At 59.5% G+C, this 21,307-nt stretch carries 17 protein-coding genes; 12 read left to right on the top strand and 5 right to left on the bottom strand.

What is annotated here, in order from left to right; all coding sequences use genetic code 11:
* On the bottom strand, positions 1–906 hold the full coding sequence (locus AC6R19_RS00455; protein ID WP_500577504.1) for a LysR substrate-binding domain-containing protein: 906 nt from the start codon (positions 904–906) through the stop codon (positions 1–3).
* 99 nt (positions 907–1,005) lie between these two features.
* Between AC6R19_RS00455 and AC6R19_RS00450 the strand changes: the two genes are divergently transcribed.
* Positions 1,006–1,167, top strand: coding sequence for a hypothetical protein (locus tag AC6R19_RS00450; protein ID WP_500577503.1), 162 nt, complete (start codon positions 1,006–1,008; stop codon positions 1,165–1,167).
* Positions 1,168–1,374: 207 nt separating this feature from the next.
* Positions 1,375–2,583: an MFS transporter gene (locus AC6R19_RS00445; protein ID WP_500577502.1), complete on the top strand. Its 1,209-nt coding sequence runs from the start codon at positions 1,375–1,377 to the stop codon at positions 2,581–2,583.
* Here AC6R19_RS00445 and AC6R19_RS00440 read toward each other — a convergent pair whose 3' ends face one another.
* The gene (locus tag AC6R19_RS00440) at positions 2,584–4,128 is read right to left on the bottom strand and encodes a sigma 54-interacting transcriptional regulator (RefSeq protein WP_500577501.1); all 1,545 of its coding nucleotides are present in this window, start codon (positions 4,126–4,128) and stop codon (positions 2,584–2,586) included.
* A gap of 115 nt (positions 4,129–4,243) precedes the next feature.
* On the opposite strand from AC6R19_RS00440, the gene AC6R19_RS00435 reads away from it, so the two are divergent.
* Positions 4,244–6,739 carry a protein kinase domain-containing protein gene (locus AC6R19_RS00435; protein WP_500577500.1) on the top strand — a complete coding sequence of 832 codons (2,496 nt, stop codon included), beginning with the start codon at positions 4,244–4,246 and terminating at the stop codon, positions 6,737–6,739.
* A gap of 33 nt (positions 6,740–6,772) precedes the next feature.
* On the opposite strand, the gene AC6R19_RS00430 is transcribed toward AC6R19_RS00435, so the two are convergent.
* Positions 6,773–7,540, bottom strand: a complete 768-nt coding sequence (locus tag AC6R19_RS00430; RefSeq protein WP_500577499.1) for a hypothetical protein — start codon at positions 7,538–7,540, stop codon at positions 6,773–6,775.
* Between the two features lie 324 nt (positions 7,541–7,864).
* Here AC6R19_RS00430 and AC6R19_RS00425 point away from each other — a divergent pair, with 324 nt between their 5' ends.
* The 6 genes from AC6R19_RS00425 to AC6R19_RS00400 all read left to right on the top strand — a co-directional run bounded on the left by AC6R19_RS00425 (position 7,865) and on the right by AC6R19_RS00400 (position 14,143).
* Positions 7,865–8,485: a hypothetical protein gene (locus AC6R19_RS00425; protein WP_500577498.1), complete on the top strand. Its 621-nt coding sequence runs from the start codon at positions 7,865–7,867 to the stop codon at positions 8,483–8,485.
* 51 nt (positions 8,486–8,536) lie between these two features.
* Complete coding sequence (locus AC6R19_RS00420) at positions 8,537–9,043, top strand: hypothetical protein (RefSeq protein WP_500577497.1); 507 nt, start codon at positions 8,537–8,539, stop codon at positions 9,041–9,043.
* A gap of 136 nt (positions 9,044–9,179) precedes the next feature.
* Positions 9,180–12,020 (top strand): hypothetical protein, encoded by a 2,841-nt coding sequence (locus tag AC6R19_RS00415; protein WP_500577496.1) that lies wholly within the window; start codon positions 9,180–9,182, stop codon positions 12,018–12,020.
* Positions 12,017–12,640 (top strand): phage tail protein, encoded by a 624-nt coding sequence (locus AC6R19_RS00410; RefSeq protein WP_500577495.1) that lies wholly within the window; start codon positions 12,017–12,019, stop codon positions 12,638–12,640. Before AC6R19_RS00415 ends, AC6R19_RS00410 begins: the two co-directional genes overlap by 4 nt.
* An 85-nt stretch (positions 12,641–12,725) precedes the next feature.
* Positions 12,726–13,061, top strand: a complete 336-nt coding sequence (locus tag AC6R19_RS00405; RefSeq protein WP_500577494.1) for a helix-turn-helix domain-containing protein — start codon at positions 12,726–12,728, stop codon at positions 13,059–13,061.
* Between the two features lie 728 nt (positions 13,062–13,789).
* Positions 13,790–14,143 carry a hypothetical protein gene (locus AC6R19_RS00400; RefSeq protein ID WP_500577493.1) on the top strand — a complete coding sequence of 118 codons (354 nt, stop codon included), beginning with the start codon at positions 13,790–13,792 and terminating at the stop codon, positions 14,141–14,143.
* 20 nt (positions 14,144–14,163) lie between these two features.
* Here AC6R19_RS00400 and AC6R19_RS00395 read toward each other — a convergent pair whose 3' ends face one another.
* Entirely contained in the window at positions 14,164–14,682 is a 519-nt protein-coding gene (locus AC6R19_RS00395) for a hypothetical protein (RefSeq protein ID WP_500577492.1), read from the bottom strand.
* Between the two features lie 539 nt (positions 14,683–15,221).
* On the opposite strand from AC6R19_RS00395, the gene AC6R19_RS00390 reads away from it, so the two are divergent.
* From AC6R19_RS00390 to AC6R19_RS00380, 3 genes are all read left to right on the top strand, one after another.
* Positions 15,222–15,881, top strand: coding sequence for a GGDEF domain-containing protein (locus AC6R19_RS00390; protein ID WP_500577491.1), 660 nt, complete (start codon positions 15,222–15,224; stop codon positions 15,879–15,881).
* Positions 15,878–17,590, top strand: coding sequence for a sensor domain-containing diguanylate cyclase (locus AC6R19_RS00385; RefSeq protein WP_500577490.1), 1,713 nt, complete (start codon positions 15,878–15,880; stop codon positions 17,588–17,590). The genes AC6R19_RS00390 and AC6R19_RS00385 overlap by 4 nt, the downstream gene beginning before the upstream one ends.
* Positions 17,591–17,810: 220 nt before the next feature.
* The gene (locus tag AC6R19_RS00380) at positions 17,811–19,553 is read left to right on the top strand and encodes a sensor domain-containing diguanylate cyclase (protein ID WP_500577489.1); all 1,743 of its coding nucleotides are present in this window, start codon (positions 17,811–17,813) and stop codon (positions 19,551–19,553) included.
* On the opposite strand, the gene AC6R19_RS00375 is transcribed toward AC6R19_RS00380, so the two are convergent.
* Positions 19,537–21,306, bottom strand: coding sequence for a sugar phosphorylase (locus AC6R19_RS00375; protein ID WP_500577488.1), 1,770 nt, complete (start codon positions 21,304–21,306; stop codon positions 19,537–19,539). The two genes, AC6R19_RS00380 and AC6R19_RS00375, sit on opposite strands and share 17 nt — an antisense overlap.
* Position 21,307: the final 1 nt, after the last annotated feature.

Below are 21,307 nucleotides of genomic sequence, written 5' to 3'. Positions count from 1 at the left end.
TCAACCGATATCGCCGGATTCCTGCACCAGCTTGAACAGCCAGTCCCTGAATACCCGTATCCGCTCGACCCGGGGCGAGGATTCGTCGTACAGGAAGCTGTAGCGGATGCCGTTTTCGACGCGATGCGGAAACGGCTTGACCAGTGCACCCGCTTCGATCATTTGTTTCGACAGGGTCAGGGAACCAAGGAAAATGCCGTGGCCGGACAGTACCGCGCTCAGTGCCACATCCAGGTTGCTGACCTGCAGCCACTTGATCTCCCCGGGCGGAAAGTCGAGACCGGCGAGCTCCAGCCAGGCCTGCCAGTCGCACCCGCGCCGGTAGTTGGCGTCCACCAGCCAGCACTCCCTGAGGTTCTCCGGATCGGACAGGTCCACATGCTCCAGTAAATGTGGTGAACAGAGCGCCACCAGGGGGTCCTCGAACAGCACTTGCTGGCTCAGACCCGACTGCTCGAAAAAACCAAAGCGGATGGCCACGTCCATATCCCCGTGTTTCAGGTCCTCCAGTTCGGTGGAAGCCATTACCCGCACATTGATCTCCGGGTGCTGCTGGCGGAATTTCCACAGGTTGGGCATCAGCAGCATGGTGGCCAGGGACTGGGTGGTGGTGACGTTCAGTGTACCAGGCAGGGGTTCCGTCTGTATCCGGTGCACGCCGTCGACAATCGCCTGGAAGCCCAGGCTCAGCTGCGCGGCCAGCTGCCGGCCCTTGGTGGTCGGCACCATGTTGCGGCCGCGGCGGATAAACAGCTTTACCCCCAACACCGCCTCTATCTGCCGTATCTGCTGGCTGATCGCGGCCTGGGTCACGTGCAGTTCGTCCGCGGCCCGGGAGTAACTCTGGTGGCGTGCGGCGGCCTCTACACAGCGCAGCGCGCCAAGGTGGGACAGGATCCTTGCCATAAGTTTTTCTTATATTGGGTTTAACAATGAATCGTTCGCGCTCGTGCTCCACCGGCGGGACAATAGCGCCCGTCATCAAACCGATAGGGAGGGCGAGGGATGCCGGTCAATGGCAATACTAACAGCAAGTCTCACGATAGTTCAGCGCGCATCAGGCAGGAAGTGGTCCGCGAGAGGGAAGGGCTGCGCTGTCGCCTGGCGAAGCTGCTGCGGGATACCGCGCGGGTGCTGGACCTGGAGGGCAGGTCGCAGTTTAAATAATCACAGGTTATGATTTGATCGATTTGTCCGGCGCTGCGGCGCCGGTGCCATCCGGGTTAGAATGGCTCCGATGGGCCCTGCTGCCGGTGGCCATCCGGGAAAAAGCCTGATCGGCAAATATTCCCGGATGGCCACCGGCAGCAGGGCCTGACCTCGCACCAGCCAATTGGTGCCATTTGGGTTCCTCCACGCCGTTAGAAGTTATCCATGAATACCCTGCACAACTGGCGCCGCGCCGAAATCATGCTGTTGCTGCTGGCCACCGCCATGCCACTGTCCTTCGGTGTCTGGCAGGCGCTGCTGAACAACTTTGTGATAGAGCGCGCCGGCTTTACCGGGGCTGAGATAGGGTTGCTGCAGAGTGTGCGGGAGATCCCCGGCTTCCTGGCCTTTACCGTGATTTTCGCGTTGCTGCTGATTCGCGAGCAGCGGCTGGCCTTCCTGGCCCTGATCGCCACCGGCCTGGGGGTGGCGCTCACCGGCTGGTTTCCGACCACCGCCGGCCTCCTGATCACGACGCTGGTCATGTCCGTCGGCTTTCACTACTACGAAGCCCTGAAAACCTCACTGGCACTGCAGTGGCTGCCGAAGGAGACCTCGGCCATCTGGTTCGGGCGCATGCTCGCCGCCGGGTCCCTGGCGGCGCTGGTGGCCTATGGACTGGTGTGGCTGACCTCCGACTGGCTGCAGTGGGATTACCGCTGGATCTATATGCTCGGCGGCGGCATCACCATCGCCATGGTGGGGCTAATCTGGCTGCTTTTCCCCAGCTTTCCCCAGCCCCACAGCCAGCACAAGAAACTGATACTGCGCAGACGCTACTGGCTCTACTATGCGCTCACCTTTATGAGCGGCGCGCGCCGGCAGATCTTTGTGGTCTTCGCCGGCTTCCTGATGGTGGAGAAGTTCGGCTACGGTGTTGGCGACATAGCGCTGCTGTTTATTCTCAACCACCTGCTGAACCTGTTCGTCGCCCCACGCATCGGTCGGCTGATAGTGCGCTTCGGCGAGCGCAATGCGCTGACAATCGAGTATATCGGCCTGGTGCTGGTATTCGGCGGCTATGCGCTGGCGGACAGCGCCGCCGTGGCGGCGGTGCTCTATATCGTCGATCACCTGTTCTACTCCATGGCCATTGCCATCAAGTCCTATTTCCAGAAGATCGTCGACGAGCGGGATATCGCCGCCTCCGCCGCGGTGAGCTTCACCATCAACCATATCGCTGCGGTGGTGATCCCGGTGCTGTTCGGCCTGCTGTGGCTGGTGTCGCCGGCGGCAGTTTTCTGGAGCGGCGCGGCCATGGCCGGCGTCTCCCTGCTGCTGGCGCAGAATATTCCCGAATTGCCCGGGAAGGGCAATGAGGTGAGGTTGGGCCGGGTTTCCCCTAGTGGGGAAGCCGGCGTCGAACCCACCTGATCACGCCCGATCCGGTTCGAGGGTGCTGATGCGCCTTTTCAGGGCCTCCCGGGGAGTCTTGAGTTGTGTGGCCCAGGTATCCAGGTCCGGCCCCTGTTCCATAACCCGGTAAATTTCCTCCTCGGGGATTGTCTCCACGGGCCGCACTTCATGGCTCTGTTTCAGCAGGGCGTACATGGAGGTCCGCGATACCCCCAGTGCCCGCGCTGCGGGCATTACCCGCCAGCCGTTGTCGTTCAGCGCCCGCAGCAGATCGGATTCCGATACTGTGGCCGGGTCCCGGTAGCGGATGCGGTTCGTTGCGGAAGCCGTGCCGGTTTCCTCCTTTCGCGGGTCGATGTGCAGGTGCTCCGCCAGCTCGCCGTCCCAGCGAATGGTTCCGTCGGGCTCGGCATGAATGGCCAGCCGGGTGACGAAGTTCCTGAGTTCGCGCACGTTGCCGGGCCAGGGCTGCATGGCCAGGGTGCACACCAGGTCGGCGGGAATGTGCACCGGGTGACCCAGTTCGGCTTCCGCCCCAATGACAAAGTCCGCCAGCAATTCCCCGAAATCCTCACGCCGCTGGCGCAGAGGGGGAAGCTGAATACACACCGCTTCCAGGCGCCGCCGCAGAGGCTGGTTGAAGGACCGCTCTGCATCGGCTTCCAGGGGGCGGTCGGTGGCCGCGATAAAGCGCACATCCACACTGTGTTCACGGCTGTCCCCCAGGGGCCGCAGGCGGCCGTCCTCCAGAACCCGCAGTAACATCACCTGTACCGAGGGGCTGGCATCGCCGATTTCATCCATAAACAATGTGGAGCCGTCCGCTTCGCAAATCAATCCCGGCCGGCTGGTGCGGGCGCCGGTATAGGCCCCCTGGCGCACACCGAAGAGTTCGGCGGCGGCGAGCTCGCCGCCCAGTGTGGCCATATTCACGGAGACCATCGGCCGTTCGCTCCGCCCGCTGAGGTGGTGGATAGCCCGGGCGACCAGTTCCTTGCCGGTTCCGCTCTCCCCGCGTATCAGTACACTGGCATTGGCGTGCGCCGCCCGGCGGATCTGCTGGCGCACCCGGTCCATATGGTGGCCGCTGCCGACCAAATCCAGGAGGGTCGAGCGGTGTTCGCGCTGTGGTGGCGCCCTGTGCAGGCAGAGTGTCACCCTGCGCCCCAGGCAGATGGCAATGCCGTCCTCGAGCGATTGCTCGCTCACTGTGAGTGGGCTTTCAATCTGTTCTTCGCCGACCTGTACCGGCATGCTGGTGGGGGGTGGTTGAATCGTGATTCCCTCTGCCAGCTGTTTCAGCAGCAGGGGATTGCGGGAGATGCGGCGGTCGTCCAGGGAGAATTCGGAGCCGTCACCCAGCAGGAACAGGGGCGCCCAGCGGGACAACTCGAATTCACCGGCGCGATTCCACAGCACGAGAGCGCTGGCGCCGATGCGGCGGCGATCCGGGTGCCAGAGGATGGTGAGTGTGGGAAGGAACAGCTCGCCTTCGAACTGGAATCGGCCGGAGGCACTCAAGGTGTCTTCCGTTGTGTCTGTTTCCCGGTCGCCGATGGGCATTGCACAGTACTCCTCCTGAGAACTGGTTCCCGGCGATTATGATATAGTCGCCGCCGCGTTCCAAGTTGCATCCCGAACAATAATCAAAGGTCAGAACAATGCCCGGGGGAGTGTGTTGGATCCGACAAGCATTGCCGGTTACCGGGTCATCGAGAGAATCGGCCACGGGGGTATGGGCGTTGTTTACCGCGCTCGCGACAGCGTGCTCGACCGCGATGTGGCCCTCAAAACTGTCGGTTCAGCCGGCGCCCCGGAAGGGCGCGTCGAACGGTTGATTCGCGAGGCGAAAATTGCCTCCTCTCTGCAGCATCCCGGTATCGTCACCATCTACGGCTTTGTCCGCGAAGGGCCCTGTATTGCCATGGAATATATTCGTGGCGACACACTTTCGGCTCACCTTTTGCCGGATGGTATGGCCCTGGATAAGGCCGTGCGCCTGGGACTGCAAATTGCCGAAGCGCTCCACTATGCCCACCAATCGGGAGTGATTCACGCGGACCTGAAGCCTTCGAATATCATGATTGACCAGGCCGGTTGCGCCAAAGTCCTGGATTTTGGTCTGGCACACTGGCGACTGGCTGAAGAATTGCAGACCCTTTCCGACAGCGGAGAGAATCTGCGGAAGCTGGCCGGCACCATTCCGTATATGTCGCCGGAACTGGTAATGGGACGGCCGCTCGATTGCCGCAGCGATATTTTTTCCCTCGGCTGTGTGTTGTTTGAAATGCTCACCGGGCTGCGCCCCTTTTCCGCAGATAATCCCGCGGCCGCTCTTAATAGCCTGCTTAACCGCATGCCCCAAGATATTGAAACCCTGCGACGGAAAGTGCCGGCGGCATTGGCTGGCCTGGTTCTGCGTATGCTGGAAAAAGACCCCAATCGCCGTCTCTCGACACTCGGTGATGCGATAGCCGTACTGCGAGATTTCTGCGAAGACATCGAAGTGTCCAAACCCAGGATTAAACCTCGATTATTTTTCGTGCCTGAAACTCGACGCTGGTTTCCTCTGGTTTTTACTGTATTTCTGGCGTTATTGATGTATTTAGCCTCCGAGCACAGTGTCTCAGAACGGCAGTTGCGTGTTTTCCTGGCTCAGCCGGAGTATTACCGGAAGGGGGAGGGGGCACCCATGGATGCCGTGATCTGGAGCAGTGTTGTCAATGGCTTACATCTGCTGGGAACAGTACAACCCGTTCTGTATCATCAACCACCGGTAGAAGGCTCAAATCCAGCACAGCTGGCAAAGCTAGCCGGTACTGATGAGTGGATTCATATCCGATTTCAGCCTGAAAACCCGCTTGGTAACGTGCAGTTGCAGAGGATTCGTACCAGCGATGGGGCTCTATTAAAACAGGTTCAATTTTCGGTGCCGGAGGGATATGTGAATCAAAGCTCTCAATCTGTGCTTTCTCAGGTCCTGGCAATTTATGGAGATATGGAGTCTGAACAATCTATTGGTTACTTCGCTCTATCTTATTCAAATTATTCTCGTTTTGTGGAAATATATTCTGCTTTAAATCAGGGTATTGGAGACCGTCAGGCTCTGTTTGGTAAGCTTGATAAGCTAATTGTAGAGGCCCCGGGATTTCTTGCTGCCGAGGTGATGGCTGTGGATCTTGCTCATGACCTGTTTAGTGATACTGGGGAAGTTTTTTATTTGGAGCGAGCGAATAATATTTTGGGACGTTTGCAGTTTTCTCACCCAAACCCAGTAGTGGTTCTGCAGCGCAAGGTTATATTGTCTATTGATTCTGGGCATCTTGAACTTGCAGAGGGTATCGTGAATAAGATTTCAACTATGTCGCCAGGTGATCCGGAAGTTTTATTGTTGCGCTCTCGTATTGCGGAACATCGAGGAGATATTTCTGAAGCTGTTAGGCTGGTAGAGAAAGCTTCGGATACAGCTTCAATATCATGGAGTGCTTGGTATCGCGCGGCGGCATTAGCTATCCGTAACGGGGATGTGGAGGTTGCTAGAGATAAAATTGGTAAAATTTTAAATTTAACGCCGGGTAATACTTTGGCATTAGGGCAAAAAGGGTTGGTGGAGTTGCTCTATGGTGATGTGGATCGAGCTGTATCTATTTATAAGAATCTATTGGAAATAAAAGCACATCGAAGCTATTTTGTTAATCTCGGTTTGGCCCTGATGCTTAAGGGGGATTATCAGGCAGCCAGGAAAAACTTTGCCTATGCATTAGAGGTGCAACCCGGGCATCGTGTTGCAATGCTCAATCTTGCAGATGCAGAAATGGCATTGGGAAATAAAGAGGTGGCTCTAGATTTATACAGGAGTATTTTAAATCAGAAAAAACCAAGGGAAGATGGGGATGCCTATAGCAAAATGGTTAGAGCTCAGTGTTTGGCATATTTGGGGGAGTATGGTATGGCGATTGAACTCACTTTGGAAGCACTGTCCAATTCGCCAGAAGATCCAGAGATCGCTTATCAAGCAGCGCTGATCTATTCCTTGATTGGTGAATACGAGTCAGCAATGGTTAATGCTCGATCTGCACTGCGTCGAGGAATGGATAGGCGCTGGTTTAATCTACCGGTATTTCTGGATACTCCTATACCTGAGTCTTTACATGAAAATAATGAAATCCATTAATTGGAAAGCGAAAATTTACTGTAAATTTATATACTACTTCGCAGTAGTTGAATCTCCTTCATTATCCGTCTGCGGATCACCACTGGACCTGACAACAATCGCCCGGGTACGGATATCCATCAAATAAACCCCGTAGCGATAAATTCCCTTGACACCATTGTTGCCATTGCCCTCCACCAGCGTATTGCCGCGATAGACAAAGCTTTCGTGGGGTCCAAAAAAGGTCTGGGGGTCTGCTGGGGGCTGTTCCAGCACCGGCCGTCCGTAGACAACCAGCGGTTGGTGATACTCCTGGGCAACCTCGCTGAAATCCCAGACAACCCGCATTCCACCTTTGATAGTGATCTGAAGCGGATTCACTGTCAGGCCCTCTCCGTCCGGGAGTACCTGGATTGTAATCAGGCGTTCTTCCTCCGATTCCCGCATCAGCTCGAAAGGGAGCCATTGGGAGAAGATGATTGCGGAATTGTCCTCATTGTGGACACCGAATCCCCGCTGGATCAGGGCGCGGAACTGGAACAGGGATGTATCCGATTGGGCGTTGATGGCCAGGACCTGATTGCGCCCCACCACCAGCTGCTCGAAGGGGCCGCCGGCAACAATGGTATGGCCGTCGTTGTTGCTGAACTCCACCATGGGAGACCAGCCCGAGGGCAGGTTTTGGAAACGCAGCAACAGATTGCTTCCGGCAAGGATCGACAGGTTCTGAATGGGCAGCTTCAGTTCCAGTGTCTGGGTGTCGAAGTCCACATCGACGATATAGTCGGGTGCGGCGGTGTCGAGTGATTTGAAAACAGCCATGTTTCCTCCTGAAGGACAGCCCTGTGGGCAAGTCCGCTTATCCTTTTAATATTTATTGTTGCCGGAAGTGCTCTCCGGCACAGACCGATTATACCCACCTGTCCTGCAGTCACAAGAATTCGCTGTCGGCACTGTCGGCAGTGTCGGGGCAGGCACTGCCGACACCCGTGATTCCTATCTTGGCGATCTCTAACTTATTGTTTTTATTGGATTTTAAAGTTGGCATGGCTTTTGAGATAGAGACTCCTGTCAGACGGTTTCCACCGAATGGCCGCAGCACAAACATCGCTGTGATTAATTTATCAATTAACAGGAGTCATACCGATGCCTACCTATACCCTCAATATCGACTTTCGCAAGCAGGACCTGGACACACTCTACAAGGCGGGTGAAAAGGTCACCCTGATCAAGCAGTCCGCCAACGGCCAACCTGTTGCCTGGGTGTGTTTCTACCCCTTCGAGAACAACACCATCACCTGGGAGGAGGAGTATGCCATCTACGCCTCCACCACCATGATTCAAGGCGGTGCGACCATCCAGAAGATGTCCGACGAGATGGCCCAGGAGCAGATGATGTATGCCTTCCAAAACGGCAATTTCGGTACGCCGGCTCCTTCCGGGCAGCTCTCCGAAGGCCAGTACGGTGTCAGCAACCAGACGCCGCTCAGCCAGGCTACGGGCCTCACTTTCGGGCTGGCGCAGAACGTGCAGGTGAACGGTTCCGCTTATGCCAACAGGCCAATCAATGCGGACTGGGTACCCAGTAAGCACGTAGCCACTTTCACGCCCTACGAAAATGTCAAGATCTTTATGAACCACAACATCGAGGACGGCATGGTGGTCACCGATATTTTCAGCCCCAGCCTCACCCTGACCTTCGGTGGTTCCAACACCGAACTCACTGCCAACTACAACGCCGCTACCGGCAGTTTTGCCCAGGCGTAAGGCCCGATAGCCCCCGCATTGCGGGGGCTGTATTGAAAGAGGAGATCACTGATGACCTTTGCAACCATGGCCCAATATGTGGAGAGGAATCTCGCCGACGACACCGCAAGGTATCTCAATGGCAGGTCGGATTCCTTCAGTGGCTATTTCGGGCTGAATAACTACTTCAATGAGGATACCGTAAAAACGGTGATGAGCCGTTTGCTGGCGGATTGGATAGCAGCGAACGATGCCGAGGAAACCGCCATGGTATTCAGCGAGCTGCACTATACCGGTTTCGCCAATCGCGCCGATATCGGTGTTGTCTATTTGACCGAGGACGGGCGTGCGGCGCCGACGAAGACGCTGTATATCGAACTGAAGACGGATTTCTCGGCGGATAGTGTCAACGGCGACGTCAAAATTCTCGACCTGATCGCGGGTGCCGGTAATTCCCCGATCACTTCGGCCTATGCCTTTTACACGGTATTCGAGGGCCAGGAAGGGTGGACCCGCTATATCGAGGCTCCCACTCAGCCCAATGTGCATACCGTGGGAATCCCCGTTACGTCACCTTGAGGGGTGAACCTTGGGGAGTGACCGGATTGCCTCTCCGTGTGATTGGATGGCGCAGCTCAACTGTCATATTACTGGCAGTTGTGCTTCGCCTGCCGATCCTCTATCTGCCGCTGATTACTGAGGTCTGGAAAAAAATATGAATGACTATCCGGAAAAACGAGAGATCGGGCCGGTAATTTTTCGCTGGAGGTTCGGCGGTATCGGTCGCGGTTACATAGAAGTCGAATGGCTGGGGCGTATTATCGCCCAGGCACCACTGCCCTTGCCCGATAAGCAAAACCCGCTGCACTTCTGGCAGCAGGACCCGCAAAAACCGATGCGCACTGTCAACGGAGAAATACATTATACGGCCAGCTCCAAAAGCCTGTTGGTTACCCGCCTGGAGTACCCCGACGGCGAGGCTCGGAACGAACTGCTGTTTGGCGGAGATTCCCCGGACCCGCCGCCACCGGTTCCGCTGCCGCCCGAAGGTGAGCCTGCGGAAACCGGAGTGATTGTCGAGCGCCCCCCGGAATCCGATCTGTTTCCCTATTTGTACCTGGCCCAGTGGCCGGGCATTACCGACGAGGAACTGGAGAATCGCTTCGTACAATACGATACTGATTCGGCGCCCCAGAACAGCCTTTACCGGGAACTGGTCGAGGCGCGCCAGCAGGGGCGGGGGGCCATGGTGGATCAGGTGGACCTGTTCCTGGCGGAGAAGGCGCCCTATACCGGCCGCTACCTGCGTACTATCGATGCCCTGGGTGCGCCCATGGACCGGTTGCCGCCTCTGGATGAAGAGTTTCGCCGCTCTCCTCCCGTCGACCTGGGGGAGTTCAAGCAGCGCACGGAGATGGCGCTGGGAATGAGCTGGAGCGCCATAGGGGAATACTGGACCGGCGAAATCTACAGCGGGCAAATGGAGCGCTGTTGGCAAAACCTGATGGCGCTGAATACGCAACCGGGCTTCAACCGGCAGCTGGGGGAGCAGCTGCTGGCGACCCTTGCCCTGGCTACGTTGATTGCGCGTATTGTTGCCAGTGAGCCCGAACCGCCGGAGAGCGATGCGGACGGTGAAGTCCTCCCACCGGAGCCCGCACTTCTCTGGCCGGCGGAGCGCCTGGCCGAAGGTATCCGGGCCACGGTGGTGTTGCCCGGTACGGTGTTCCCACTCCCGCCGGCCAATGGGAGCGTGCAGGGCGGCGCCGGGGATGCGGCCCCGGTTCCCTATGCCATCGGCAATCTGAAGCTGGTGAGACAGCGATTGCGGGGATACTGCCTGGGCGAAGTCAGTGGTATAGAAAATGTAATGCGCGGCGAGTACAAGGAGTCGTCGGAGCGGCGGCTGCGAGAATCCCGCGTAGAGGAGCTGGAGTCCGACAGCGGCTTGCAGCAGGTGGACCGCGAATTGTCCGGCCAGCGCCAGGACCTGCTGGCGGAAGCCCTCAATACCCTGGAGGAGAATTTCCAGTACCACTACGAGAGCCAGTACGGCCCGCCGGCCAAGCAGCTGACTGTGATTGTGGATGGAACGGTGCAGCCGATGGATGGCAAACCACAGAAAACGCTTAACAGCGATGCCACCCGCGCCGCGCGCCTGTTGACCCAGCGCGCTGCCGGTTCCCTGGCCCGTCGGCTGCACTGGCAGCGCAGCAGCGCCAGTATCGACCGGGACGAGCGCAGCACTGTCCGGCGTGTCGATGCCAGCGGTATGGACAATAATCTCCGCGCTATCTACCGCTGGGTCAACAAGGTCTATAAGTGCTGGACGGAGACTCTCGGCAAGCGCTTTATACTGGAATTTCTTGTGCGCAATCCGGCGCAGGGGTATATCTCCGGCTCCTTCAGCCTTCGCGGCTTGTCCCTGCGGGAACCCTCACCGCTGATTGATTTCGATGTAAAAAACTTCCAGGATATTTCCGTCGACCCGAAGTCCCCCGCTTACTATGCCAGCCTGGCCGCCGAGTACGATGTGGTGGATATTCATCCGCCTCCGGCCCCCCGCTTGATAAGCAGTGCCGCCTTTCAGGGGGGCGAGCCGGTGTGTCGGCAATCGATCCCTGTAACGCCCGGCTATCGCGCCGTCTCCGCGAATGTGACGGTATCCCCCGCGCCCGGCGACGACAGCCTGAAGCTCTGTGTCAGTGTCGGCCAGCAGAGTTATGAGTATCCGGGGGGCGAAACTGAAACCGCGCAACTCAAACTGAGCGGACAGACCGGCCAGGTGCCGGCGGCGGTACTGGTCTCCACCCCAAAAAAATCCCTGAAAACTCCCGCCGGCTACAGTGTCGCTGTGGAGATAGAGTCCGAGCTGGGTGAGCAGGCCCTGGATGAATGGAAACTGGCAACCTTCAAGGCCATTTCCGCTGGCTGTACACGGCAGCGCGAGCGCTATTACAAAATGGTGGGGTCCTGGCCCAGCCGGGTTTATCAGCCATCCCCCCTCGGTGCCCGCGAGGTTGTGCGCGACGAACTGCGTCGGGACATAGTGCGGCAACTGATCCGGCACGTGGAAAAACTGACCGGGGAGAGCGGGAATATTGCCCTGGGCGGACAGCATTACGTGCAGTTCCTGGAGCGCGCGCTGGCCTGGGGGGAAATGGCCTACGCCTTTACCGTCAAGACCGAAGACGATGTCGGCACCGCAATCAGCCAGCAGTATCGCGGTGAGGACGAGCTTTTCAGCGCATTCCTGCAGGCGGGATTGGCCCGGGTGCTGTTGCCGGTAACGCCGGATTTCGCTTTCCGCATGCTCTACTTCCTGGCCAGCGGCCAGATCTGGCCGGGTGTCGACACCCTGGCGCCGGTGTTTTGCCCACAGGAGGAGGGGACGCTGGACTACCGCTACATCAACCTGGCCAATGCCCTCAAGGAATCCTCCGATGCCGGGGTCGAGGAAGAGCGAGGGGAGAGCTGGGAGCTGGTGGTGCCCACGGATATGACCGTGCTGCAGGAGGGAGATGAGCTGCCGGTATTCGCGGGAGAGACATCATGATCAGTCCTCCTTTTGTACCGCCGCCCTCTTTTGCCGCGGAGTGGATCTCTGGCGTCCCGGTGGGGGTCGTGTGCCCCTATGCCGGGCAACTCGCCGATCCCTTCGGCAGCGACGGCGAGGAAAATGACGGCGCGCAACCGTCGCTGTGGCTGGAGTACTGGGGCTGGATGCTGTGCGATGGGCGCGAACTGGGTATCGCCGCCTACCCGGCGCTGTTCGAGGTGATCGGCAATCTGTACGGCGGGGATGGCGAATACACTTTCCGTCTGCCCGATTACCGGGGTCTGTTCCTGCGCTGTGTGGACAATGGCGCAGGCGTGGACCCGGATGTGGACCAGCGCCTGTCGCCGGCCAGTGGAGACAAATACCCGGGTGTGGGCTCCGTTCAAGAGGATGCGCAGCAGGACCACCAGCACGCCTACCAGTTTGCCAAGCCCGGGGACGGACAGGAGCAGTTTCAGGGGGGGCAGGTGACGTCGCCGGCTACACCCGCCGCCAGTGGCGATCCAATCCTGCCCGGGAGCCTGTCACCGGCCAAGCCCGCCGGCGACCCGGCGCGCACCAGCAGCGAAACCCGGCCGCGCAATATCTACGTCAATTACATTATCAAGTGCCTGTGAGGACGCCGTGAAGATACAGGAATTGCCGCACAACAGTTCCCCGGCACCACCTTATCCCGTCGCGCAGAAAACGAGTGGAAACACCATGGGTGAGCGTCTGGAGCAGGCACTGAGCGCGCGCAGGGTGTGCAAGAGCTATCCGCTGGCACTGGAACTTGGTGTAAACGAGAGTTGTATCAGCCGCTGGCGTCGTGGGGGCGCCATCTCCACGGACAATGCCATCCGGTTGTGCCGGATACTGGATGTCTCAATGGACTGGCTTCTGTGCGGGCGCGGGCAGATGGACCAACACAAAGGACGAAGTATCAGCGACCGGGAGTATGCGATGGTCGAAGCTCTGCGCGCGCTGCCTGTTGAGGCGCGCCTGTCAGTCCTCGATCTCTTTCAGGCAGTTTTTTCTCATATGAACGAAAGACCGTAATCAAAATCCCACCGCTTCCAGATCCGAAAAATCCTGAGATGTGTATTTTTATTAGCCCGGCAATTTTTATTGGCGGGTTAATGAATCCTGAAAAGTGAAAATTTTCTGAGCAACTTGGGTGTTGGTATTTTCTCCATCGCGCAAGTCGGGACACAGGCATTTTTCTATTTTCCGGGTTAGCATTTTTCAGGGTTGAGAATAATTCTTTAACCTGGTTTCCAACAGTGAAAATGAGGAATTTGCTATGAAAAATTCAATGAGATTTATATGGTGGTCCTGTCTTTGCGTTCTGGCATTGCAAGCTGGGTGCTCCACCAGTGGCGCGCCGATGGCCGATCCCAATTGCCACTATACGACAAGCAGTTACAATCACGTCTATCCGCGACACTGCGATCCGCACCAGTATACAGGCAAAAGCAAGTTCGATACCGCCACGACCCCCTATTGTAACGGCCTGGGGGGAGGACAGAATCTGTGTGACCTGGTCCAGGCCAGTCCGGATCGGCGCACCGTGCAGCCGGATGGGCGTATCTGCTACGATAAAAACATGCGCAGTGTCATCGGCACCAGGGGCGAGCAGTGGGCCCGAGTAGTGATTGAGCCGGGTACCGGAGTAGTGGTTACCCAGTTTCCTGAAAATAATGCTGGTTGCCGGTAATGGTGCGATGGTGACAGTGGGATGCGCGGGGGCTCACGGCCTCCGCGCGTATTTGAAACTGATAGTACTTATGACCAGGGATATCTTGTTCGTCGAAACTCCGTCTTTGGACAGTGGCGCCATGCCGGCTGGCCGGCGCCCCCGGGCGATGTCCGCCATCGGCGATGGGGACTGGAAGCGGTTATACCCCTGGGTACGAAAACTGCACACCCGCTGTCCATTGCTCTGGAGAGTCTGGCGCCACCAGCAGGGAGCTGACGCGGATGTACTGATCGAGCAGGGACAGCTCGTCGAACTGAGCGCGGAACTGCAGATACTGAAAGCCACAGTCCCGCCCAGCGAGCGCCAGCAGGTGGAATCCCTTACGGCATTATGTAAGGAGGCGGCGACACTCGGCCTCCATATTGCTTTTGTCGCCGATTGACCCGTCAACAGGTACCGGCCTTACGGATTACCCCCTATACCGTGGCACTGGTGGCTGCCCTCCGACCATTTCTCGATGGCCTCGGCAACGGGGCCATAGTTCTTCGCGGTGTAGATGTCGAGGCGTACCCTGTTGGACTCCTCCCTGAAAATGTTCGCCGCCAGCAGGTAGAAGCCGCCATCGGACTGCATGTAGGTGCCGGTGTGGTGCTGTTGCACTGTCACTTCCGCCTTGTCCTGGCTCACCACCTCGATGCGCTGGTTGTTGGTGACCGTACTGGAGGAGGCCAGGTTCCCCCTGACCGAGGTCTGGGTATAGCCCTCCGGAACACACTGGTTCAGTCTGTCCTCGATATTGGCAACTACCTGTTCGAAGGGCCGGTCGATCTCTCTGCTGTAGATCAGCCTCTGGGACGCGCCGATGCCGCTGTAACCCTGCATCAGCTGGATATAGTGCTCGCGGGACTGGGGCACGGTGGCGCTGCAGGCGGCGAGAACGCCGGCGGCGGCCAGCAGCAGTATCGTGGTGACTTTTTTCATAGGGCTTCCCTTGCTCGAGTGTTGTTTGCGTCGGTGGGGTGATTTTTCTGTCGACGACCGGACAGCTTATGCGGCGGGGACTGCCAGGTCATGCGCCGCTTTCCTAACTTTGAGCCCGGTCACAATTTCCTGCGTGAGGCTGGTGGCCCACACCGCTGGCGCCCGCCTGGGTGAGATCGCTTTCTTTTATCTGCTTGCGCTAAATCGCAGTGCTCCAGTCTGGTGGTGTATGTTTAATTGCACGCCATATCCTTACCCGCTTTTCCGAATGCGAATTACACTCTTTCTTACCCCAGCCCAATAAAGCCGGCTTTTGGTACGGAGATGCCGGCCGGCGCAGATAATATCGATAACGCATTTCCGAGTCCCCATGGCAAATACCAGGTCCCTCGATAACGCCAACGACAGGAGACCTGAGCGAGAGGCTTACCGACTTGCAAACGCCAGTTGCGGAAGGAGTTCGCAGAGGTTTTTTCCGCCCCCGGGCCGGGTGGTGGTCGGGGCAGGCCGGCTTCCAGCATTACGGCCTCTTTGCGGCGATGGTCCTGTATGCCTGCGCCGGCTTCCTGTTCGCCGCCCATTTCCTGCAGCTGCAGGAGCAGGCCCCGGGCCTGAGGCGCTGGATAGAGCGCCTGTCTGCTATCGGCAGCCGCATGCGCCGGCAGCGGCAGGACAGGGTAGAGGCCGAGCAGCTCGCGCGCACTGACAGCCTGACCGGCCTCTTGAACCGGCGCGCCTTTATTGCCGATGCGGCGGCCCTGTGGAGTACCGCGGTGCGCCGCGGCCGCCCGATGAGCGCGATGTTGCTGGATATTGATCACTTAAAAAACATCAACGACTGCTTCGGGCACGACTGCGGCGGCCGCGTCCTGCAGCGGGTGGCGCAACTGCTGTCAAAGAGTTGTCGCGAGGGGGATATCCTGGCGCGCTGGGGCGGCGAGGAGTTTGTGCTGTTGCCGGAAACCGACCTCGCCCGGGCCAGCGCTTTCGGTGAGCGGATCCGCGGCGATATAGAGCGGTGCAGGCTCGCGGCCGATTTTCAGGGTGCCACCCTGACGGTAAGCCTGGGCGTGGCGCAGTTGCAGTCCGAGACAACACTGAGCGAACTGGTCGGAGCCGCGGACCATAGACTGTACGAGGCCAAGCGCCTGGGCCGAAACCGGATAGTGCCACCGGTCGACGAGCGGGTGGTCGCATGAAGCACCCCTGCAGGATACTGTTCGCGGCCTGTTTTGGTCTGTTGGTTTGCAGTACCGCACTGGCGGAGCCCCTGCTCCTCACCAGGGACTATCGCGAACCCCTCGGCAGGCAGGGGGAACTCCTGGTGGAGGAGGGTGGGCCGCTGGGGCTCAGCGAGGCCCACAGCGCCTGGCGGCGCGGCGACTTCAGCCCCGGGGACTACGCCATCGCCAGCTATGGCATAGGCGCGCGCCCGGTGTGGATGCAGCTGGAATTCCTGAACAGCGACGACAGGCCGCTGCCGCAGGTCCTCTCACTGGGAAAGACCTGGATGGATCACCTGCATGTCTACCTCGTACAGGACGGCCGCGTCCGCGGTGCCTGGAGACTGGGTGACGCCCATCCGGCCACCGAGCAGCTGGTGCCGGGCGTGGGCTATCTGCTGCCGCTGCAGATTCCGCCGGGCAGGAGCCAGCTTTTCATCCGCGCGCAGACAGGGGATCCCTTTGTGCTGTCGGCCCGCCTGCGCACTGCGGAGGAGGTTGGGGCGACCGTGCGCAAAATCCAGTATGGCTACAGCCTGCTGTTCGGTTTCCTGTGTGCGCTCATCTGCTACAACCTGATGCTGTACCTGGGATTCCGCTCGCGCAGCTATCTCTACTACGCCCTCTACCTGGCCAGTTTTATCGCCATGTGCCTGGCCTACTCGGGCCACGGCTTCAGCTGGTGGTGGCCGGAGAAGGTTGATTTCCAGCGCTTTGTCATCCTGGTGCTGATGGTGACCTACGGCTGTTGCGGCTTCCTGTTTGCAGGCCGCTTCCTGCGGCTCAAGGAGCACGCGCCCAGAGTGGGGCGTTGGGTTGTCGCCCTGTGCGCGGCGGCGCTGATACTGATGGTGTGGTTTGTGTGGACAGGCAGCCATGTGGACGCCGCGCTGCTGGCTTTCAACTTTGTCACCCTGTTTTCCATTGCCATGGTAGGTCTTGGCGTACTGTCCATCCGGCACGGTCTGCGCGAGGGGCGCTACTTTCTCGGCGCGGCCCTGTGCAGCATGGCCGGTGTCGCCTCTACGGCCCTGTCCGTCAGGGGCGTCATCCCGATGACGGCGCTGACCTTCCACGGCGTCGAGATCGGCATGGCCCTGGAGGCCACGCTTCTGTCCCTGGCGCTGGCCAGGCAGGTGCGCTCCCTGGAAGACGCGCTCAGAAATGCGGAGCGCCTCTCCCGCATCGATGTTCTGACGGGCCTGCCCAACAGGCGCGCCTTCTACGAGGATACGACGGGCATCTGGAGCACCGCCGTGCGTCACAATCGTCCCCTCAGTGTGATCATGCTGGACATAGATCACTTCAAATCCGTCAACGACCGCCACGGCCATCCGGTCGGCGACCTGGCCCTGGTCCAGGTGAGCCAGCTGCTCGCGAGATGCTGCCGCGAGGGGGACAGGGTGGCGCGCTGGGGCGGTGAGGAGTTCATCGTGTTGCTGCCGGAGACTACCCTGGCCCAGGCCTGCCTGTTTGCCGAGCGCCTGCGCGGGGCGATTGGCGGTCGCAGACTGGTGGTCGGCCAGGAAACCCTGAGTCTGTCGATCAGCCTCGGCGCCGCCCAGCGCGGATCCCAGCGCCTGCTGAACGAACTGGTCGCCGAGGCGGATCAGAAACTCTACGAGGCCAAGCAGCGGGGGCGCAACCGGGTTGAACCCGCCCGTTCGCTGGAGTGCGCGGTGTGACCCGCCGGATGTGAATTACCCCGCTGGACGTGCGGGCCACTCCGGCCGGCGAACACAGGCCCGATTCCACTGCGCAATCGCAAACAGCGACTAGACTTTAGCGGCAATATTCGGAGCCGGCTGTCAAACAGCATCTGACAATAGGTCTTCAATTTTCTAAGGCCGGATTAAAAAGGGTAAATCGATCTTGCGTGCCACAACTGCGCCGGGATGTCGCACCATGCCGTCCAGTGGCTGGACCGCCCTGTTCCACTGCCTGCGAAAACTGCCTGCGCGCATCAGCTTGCTGCTGTGCGCCGGCCTGTTATCCGGCAGTTTGCTGGCGGAGCCGCTCGTGCTCGACGGGCAACTCCGCGGCCCACTGGGGGGCCACGCGGTTTACTTGTCGGAGCAGGGCGCGCGACTGTCTTCCGGGGCGGCCATCGACGCTTTGCTGCAGGGCAGATTCCAGCAGGGGAACCGCGCGGTTCCCAGCTTCGGTATAGGCGCGCAGCCGGTGTGGATGTACCTGCCGCTGCACAATCCCTCCACAGGGGAACTGTCGCTGCAGCTGATCGTGGGCAAGCCCTGGCTCGACCGGCTGGATATCCACCTCCTGCGCGACGGGCGCACAGTGCGCAGCTGGCGGGGCGGCGATGGGCACACCCTGGTTCCCGGCGTCGGCTACCTCTACCCGCTGCGCCTGGCGCCGGGGTACAGCGGCATACTGATCCGCGCCGAGACGGCGGAGCCGCTGGTCCTGGACGTATCGCTGCTTTCGCCTGAAGGCGTCGCCGAGCGGGAGCGCCGGGCTCACTACCGCTACGGCCTGCTGTACGGCTTCCTGATGGCATTTATTCTCTACAACACCATGCTCTACTTCGGGCTGAGAGACCGCAGTAACCTTTATTACGCCCTCTATCTGTTCAGTTACATAGTGCTCAGCCTGATTTATACCGGGCACGGCAATGCCTGGCTGTGGCCGGGAAATGCCGCCATCGAGCGCCACGGTATCACCCTGATGATGGTGCTGTTCAGCAGCGCGGGATTCCTGTTTGCCTGCAGGTTCCTGCAGCTTTCCGAGCACGCGCCGAAAACCCGGCGCAGGGTGGAAGGGATTTCCATTTCTGCCATCTCCCTGGTCGGTATCAGCATTGCGCTCGACAGCCAGAAGGCCGCCGCCCTGGTGGCCTTCCACTATATGGCGATTTTTACCGTCGGCATGGTGTTCCTCGCCCTGGTTACCATTCGCCACGGCGAGCGGGCCGGGCGTTACTTCCTCAGTGCGGCCCTCTGCAGCATGCTCGGCGTCTCCCTGACCCTCTTTGCGGTGTGGGGTTTTCTGCCGGTCAACGCGCTGACTTTCCACGGCGTGGAGATCGGTCTGGCGCTTGAGGCGACACTCTTCTCCCTGGCACTCGCCAGCCGGGTGCGGAGCCAGGAGGATGCGCGTCGCACCGCGGAGCAGCTGTCCCGGCTCGACGCCCTGACGGGCCTACCCAACAGAAGGGCCTTCTACGAGGATTCGGCGGGCGTCTGGAACACTGCCTTGCGCCACAATCGTCCGCTCAGTGTGATCATGCTCGATATAGATCACTTCAAGACCGTCAACGACCGGCACGGCCACCCCTTCGGCGACCGGGCCCTGGTGCAGGTGAGCCGGATGCTGGCGCAGTGCTGCCGCGAGGGGGACAGGGTAGCGCGCTGGGGCGGGGAGGAATTTGTCGTGCTGCTGCCGGAGACCACCCTGGCGCAGGCCTGCCTGTTCGCCGAGCGCCTGCGGACGGCGGTGGGCAGCCGCAAGCTGATTGCCGGGTCGCAGGCGGTCAGCCTGTCGATCAGCCTCGGTGCCGCCCAGCGCCGTTCCCAGCGCTCTCTCGACGAGTTGCTTTGCGAGGCGGACCGGGAACTCTATGTGGCCAAGCAACAGGGGCGCAACCGGGTGGTTCCGGCTCTTCGGTTGCAGGCTACCAGCGATTGGTGATCCACAGCGTCTGGTAGGGCTCCAGCGTGATCGAGCCCAGCATATCTTCAAAGAATTGGTCGCTGATCAGGTCCTTCCATTTATCCGTGCCGATCAGGTTGATACTCGACAGCGGCACCGACTGCGGCTCGTCGGAAATATTGTTCAGGCAGAAGATACTCTGGCGCCGGTTTATGCTCTGGCGCCAGAAAGCGAATATCTGCTCGCCCAGGTGCAGGGTGAACTGGGTGGCGTTGGGGTGGAAGGCGGGTTGTTCGCGGCGCAGCTGGATCAGGCGGCGCAGCTGGTAGAAAACCTCGTGGTGGTGGCTGTCCGGATCTGCGAGCTTCGCGTTGAGTTCCGACTCCTGCCACTGGCGCCGGTTGATGGCGCGGTTGTGGCCGTGCGCCAGCATGCGCTCGTAGTCGTTGGTGGTGCCCACCAGGCTGTGCAGGTAGAAAGCGGGAATCCCCTCCAGTGCCAGCATGATCGCGTGGGCACAGATAAAACGCTCCAGTTGCCATTGATCTTCGCCGGCGGTTGTGCCCTTCATCGCATCGAACAGCGATATATTGATTTCGTAGGGCTTTTTGTTGCCGTCGTCCAGGGCTCGCCAGGAAATCTGCCCACCGAAGTTTTCCATCGCCTGGATCAGGACTTCCTGCTCCTCCTCGCTGAGCAGCCCCTCCACCGGACGCAGGCCGATGCCGTCATGGGAGGCGATGAAGTTCAGGTAGGTGGTGCCGTTCTGCGCCGGAGGCATGCTCATCAGCCAGTATTTCAGGTGCCGACAGTTGCCGCTCACCAGGGTATTGACCAGCAGCGGCGGCAGGGAGAAGTTGTAGATGCAGTGGGCTTCGTTGGCGTTGCCGAAATAGGAGAGATTCTCTCGATTGGGAATATTGGTCTCGGTGATGATCACCGCATTGGGGTCCGCGTGCTCTATCAGTGCGCGCAGCAGGCGCACTATCTCATGGGTCTCTTCCAGATTGATGCAACTGGTACCTATTCTCTTCCACAGGAAGGCCACCGCATCCAGGCGGAAAATACGCACGCCCATATCCAGGTAGAAGCGCACGATATCCACCATCTCCAGCAGCACCTGCGGGTTGCGGAAATCCAGGTCTATCTGGTCGTGGCCGAAGGTGCACCAGACGCACCTGGGGGAGCCGCCGTTGGACACTGCGCGCAACAGCGGCGTGGTCCGCGGGCGCACCACGCCGGCGAGGCTCTCTTTGGTATCTGAGGCATTGGGATCCACGGTAAAGAAGTAGTCGTCACCCGGCGATTTGCCTTCCTGGAAGTTGACGAACCACTGGTGTTGCGACGAGCAGTGGTTGATCACCAGGTCCGCCATCAGGTGGAAGTCGGTGCTGATGCGCAATATATCGTTCCAGTCACCCAGGCTCGGATTTACCTGTTTGTAGTCGATCACCGCAAAGCCGTCGTCGCTGGAATAGGGGAAGAAGGGCAGTATATGCACGCTGTTGATCAGCATGGTGAAGTGGGTCTTGAGGAAGTGGTGCAGCGCCTTCAGCGGGTGCTGTTTCTCGCTGAGGATGGTGTTGCCGTAGGTGATCACCAGCACATCGGTTTCGTCCCACAGGTTCTTGTGCGGCAGCGGGCTCTGGCAGTCCTCATCCAGGCGCATCACCTGCATCAGTCGCTCCGCCAGGGTTTCTCTGTCCCGTTCCGGATAGATCACCGCCAGGTGATCGCACAATTTCTTGAAGACGGTTTCCCGCGAGCATTCCTGTAGTGGTGTCTGGGTCATG

Source organism: Microbulbifer sp. SE14, from assembly GCF_059834885.1.
The sequence above is the reverse complement of the archived record's forward strand: the minus strand, read 5'-3'. Positions and strand labels throughout refer to the sequence as shown.

Coding starts and splice junctions, on each gene's coding strand:
- AC6R19_RS00455 (WP_500577504.1), bottom strand. CDS start 906: ATGGCAAGGATCCTGTCCCACCTTGGCGCGCTGCGCTGTGTAGAGGCC.
- AC6R19_RS00450 (WP_500577503.1), top strand. CDS start 1,006: ATGCCGGTCAATGGCAATACTAACAGCAAGTCTCACGATAGTTCAGCG.
- AC6R19_RS00445 (WP_500577502.1), top strand. CDS start 1,375: ATGAATACCCTGCACAACTGGCGCCGCGCCGAAATCATGCTGTTGCTG.
- AC6R19_RS00440 (WP_500577501.1), bottom strand. CDS start 4,128: ATGCCCATCGGCGACCGGGAAACAGACACAACGGAAGACACCTTGAGT.
- AC6R19_RS00430 (WP_500577499.1), bottom strand. CDS start 7,540: ATGGCTGTTTTCAAATCACTCGACACCGCCGCACCCGACTATATCGTC.
- AC6R19_RS00425 (WP_500577498.1), top strand. CDS start 7,865: ATGCCTACCTATACCCTCAATATCGACTTTCGCAAGCAGGACCTGGAC.
- AC6R19_RS00420 (WP_500577497.1), top strand. CDS start 8,537: ATGACCTTTGCAACCATGGCCCAATATGTGGAGAGGAATCTCGCCGAC.
- AC6R19_RS00415 (WP_500577496.1), top strand. CDS start 9,180: ATGAATGACTATCCGGAAAAACGAGAGATCGGGCCGGTAATTTTTCGC.
- AC6R19_RS00410 (WP_500577495.1), top strand. CDS start 12,017: ATGATCAGTCCTCCTTTTGTACCGCCGCCCTCTTTTGCCGCGGAGTGG.
- AC6R19_RS00405 (WP_500577494.1), top strand. CDS start 12,726: ATGGGTGAGCGTCTGGAGCAGGCACTGAGCGCGCGCAGGGTGTGCAAG.
- AC6R19_RS00400 (WP_500577493.1), top strand. CDS start 13,790: ATGACCAGGGATATCTTGTTCGTCGAAACTCCGTCTTTGGACAGTGGC.
- AC6R19_RS00395 (WP_500577492.1), bottom strand. CDS start 14,682: ATGAAAAAAGTCACCACGATACTGCTGCTGGCCGCCGCCGGCGTTCTC.
- AC6R19_RS00390 (WP_500577491.1), top strand. CDS start 15,222: ATGGTCCTGTATGCCTGCGCCGGCTTCCTGTTCGCCGCCCATTTCCTG.
- AC6R19_RS00385 (WP_500577490.1), top strand. CDS start 15,878: ATGAAGCACCCCTGCAGGATACTGTTCGCGGCCTGTTTTGGTCTGTTG.
- AC6R19_RS00380 (WP_500577489.1), top strand. CDS start 17,811: ATGCCGTCCAGTGGCTGGACCGCCCTGTTCCACTGCCTGCGAAAACTG.
- AC6R19_RS00375 (WP_500577488.1), bottom strand. CDS start 21,306: ATGACCCAGACACCACTACAGGAATGCTCGCGGGAAACCGTCTTCAAG.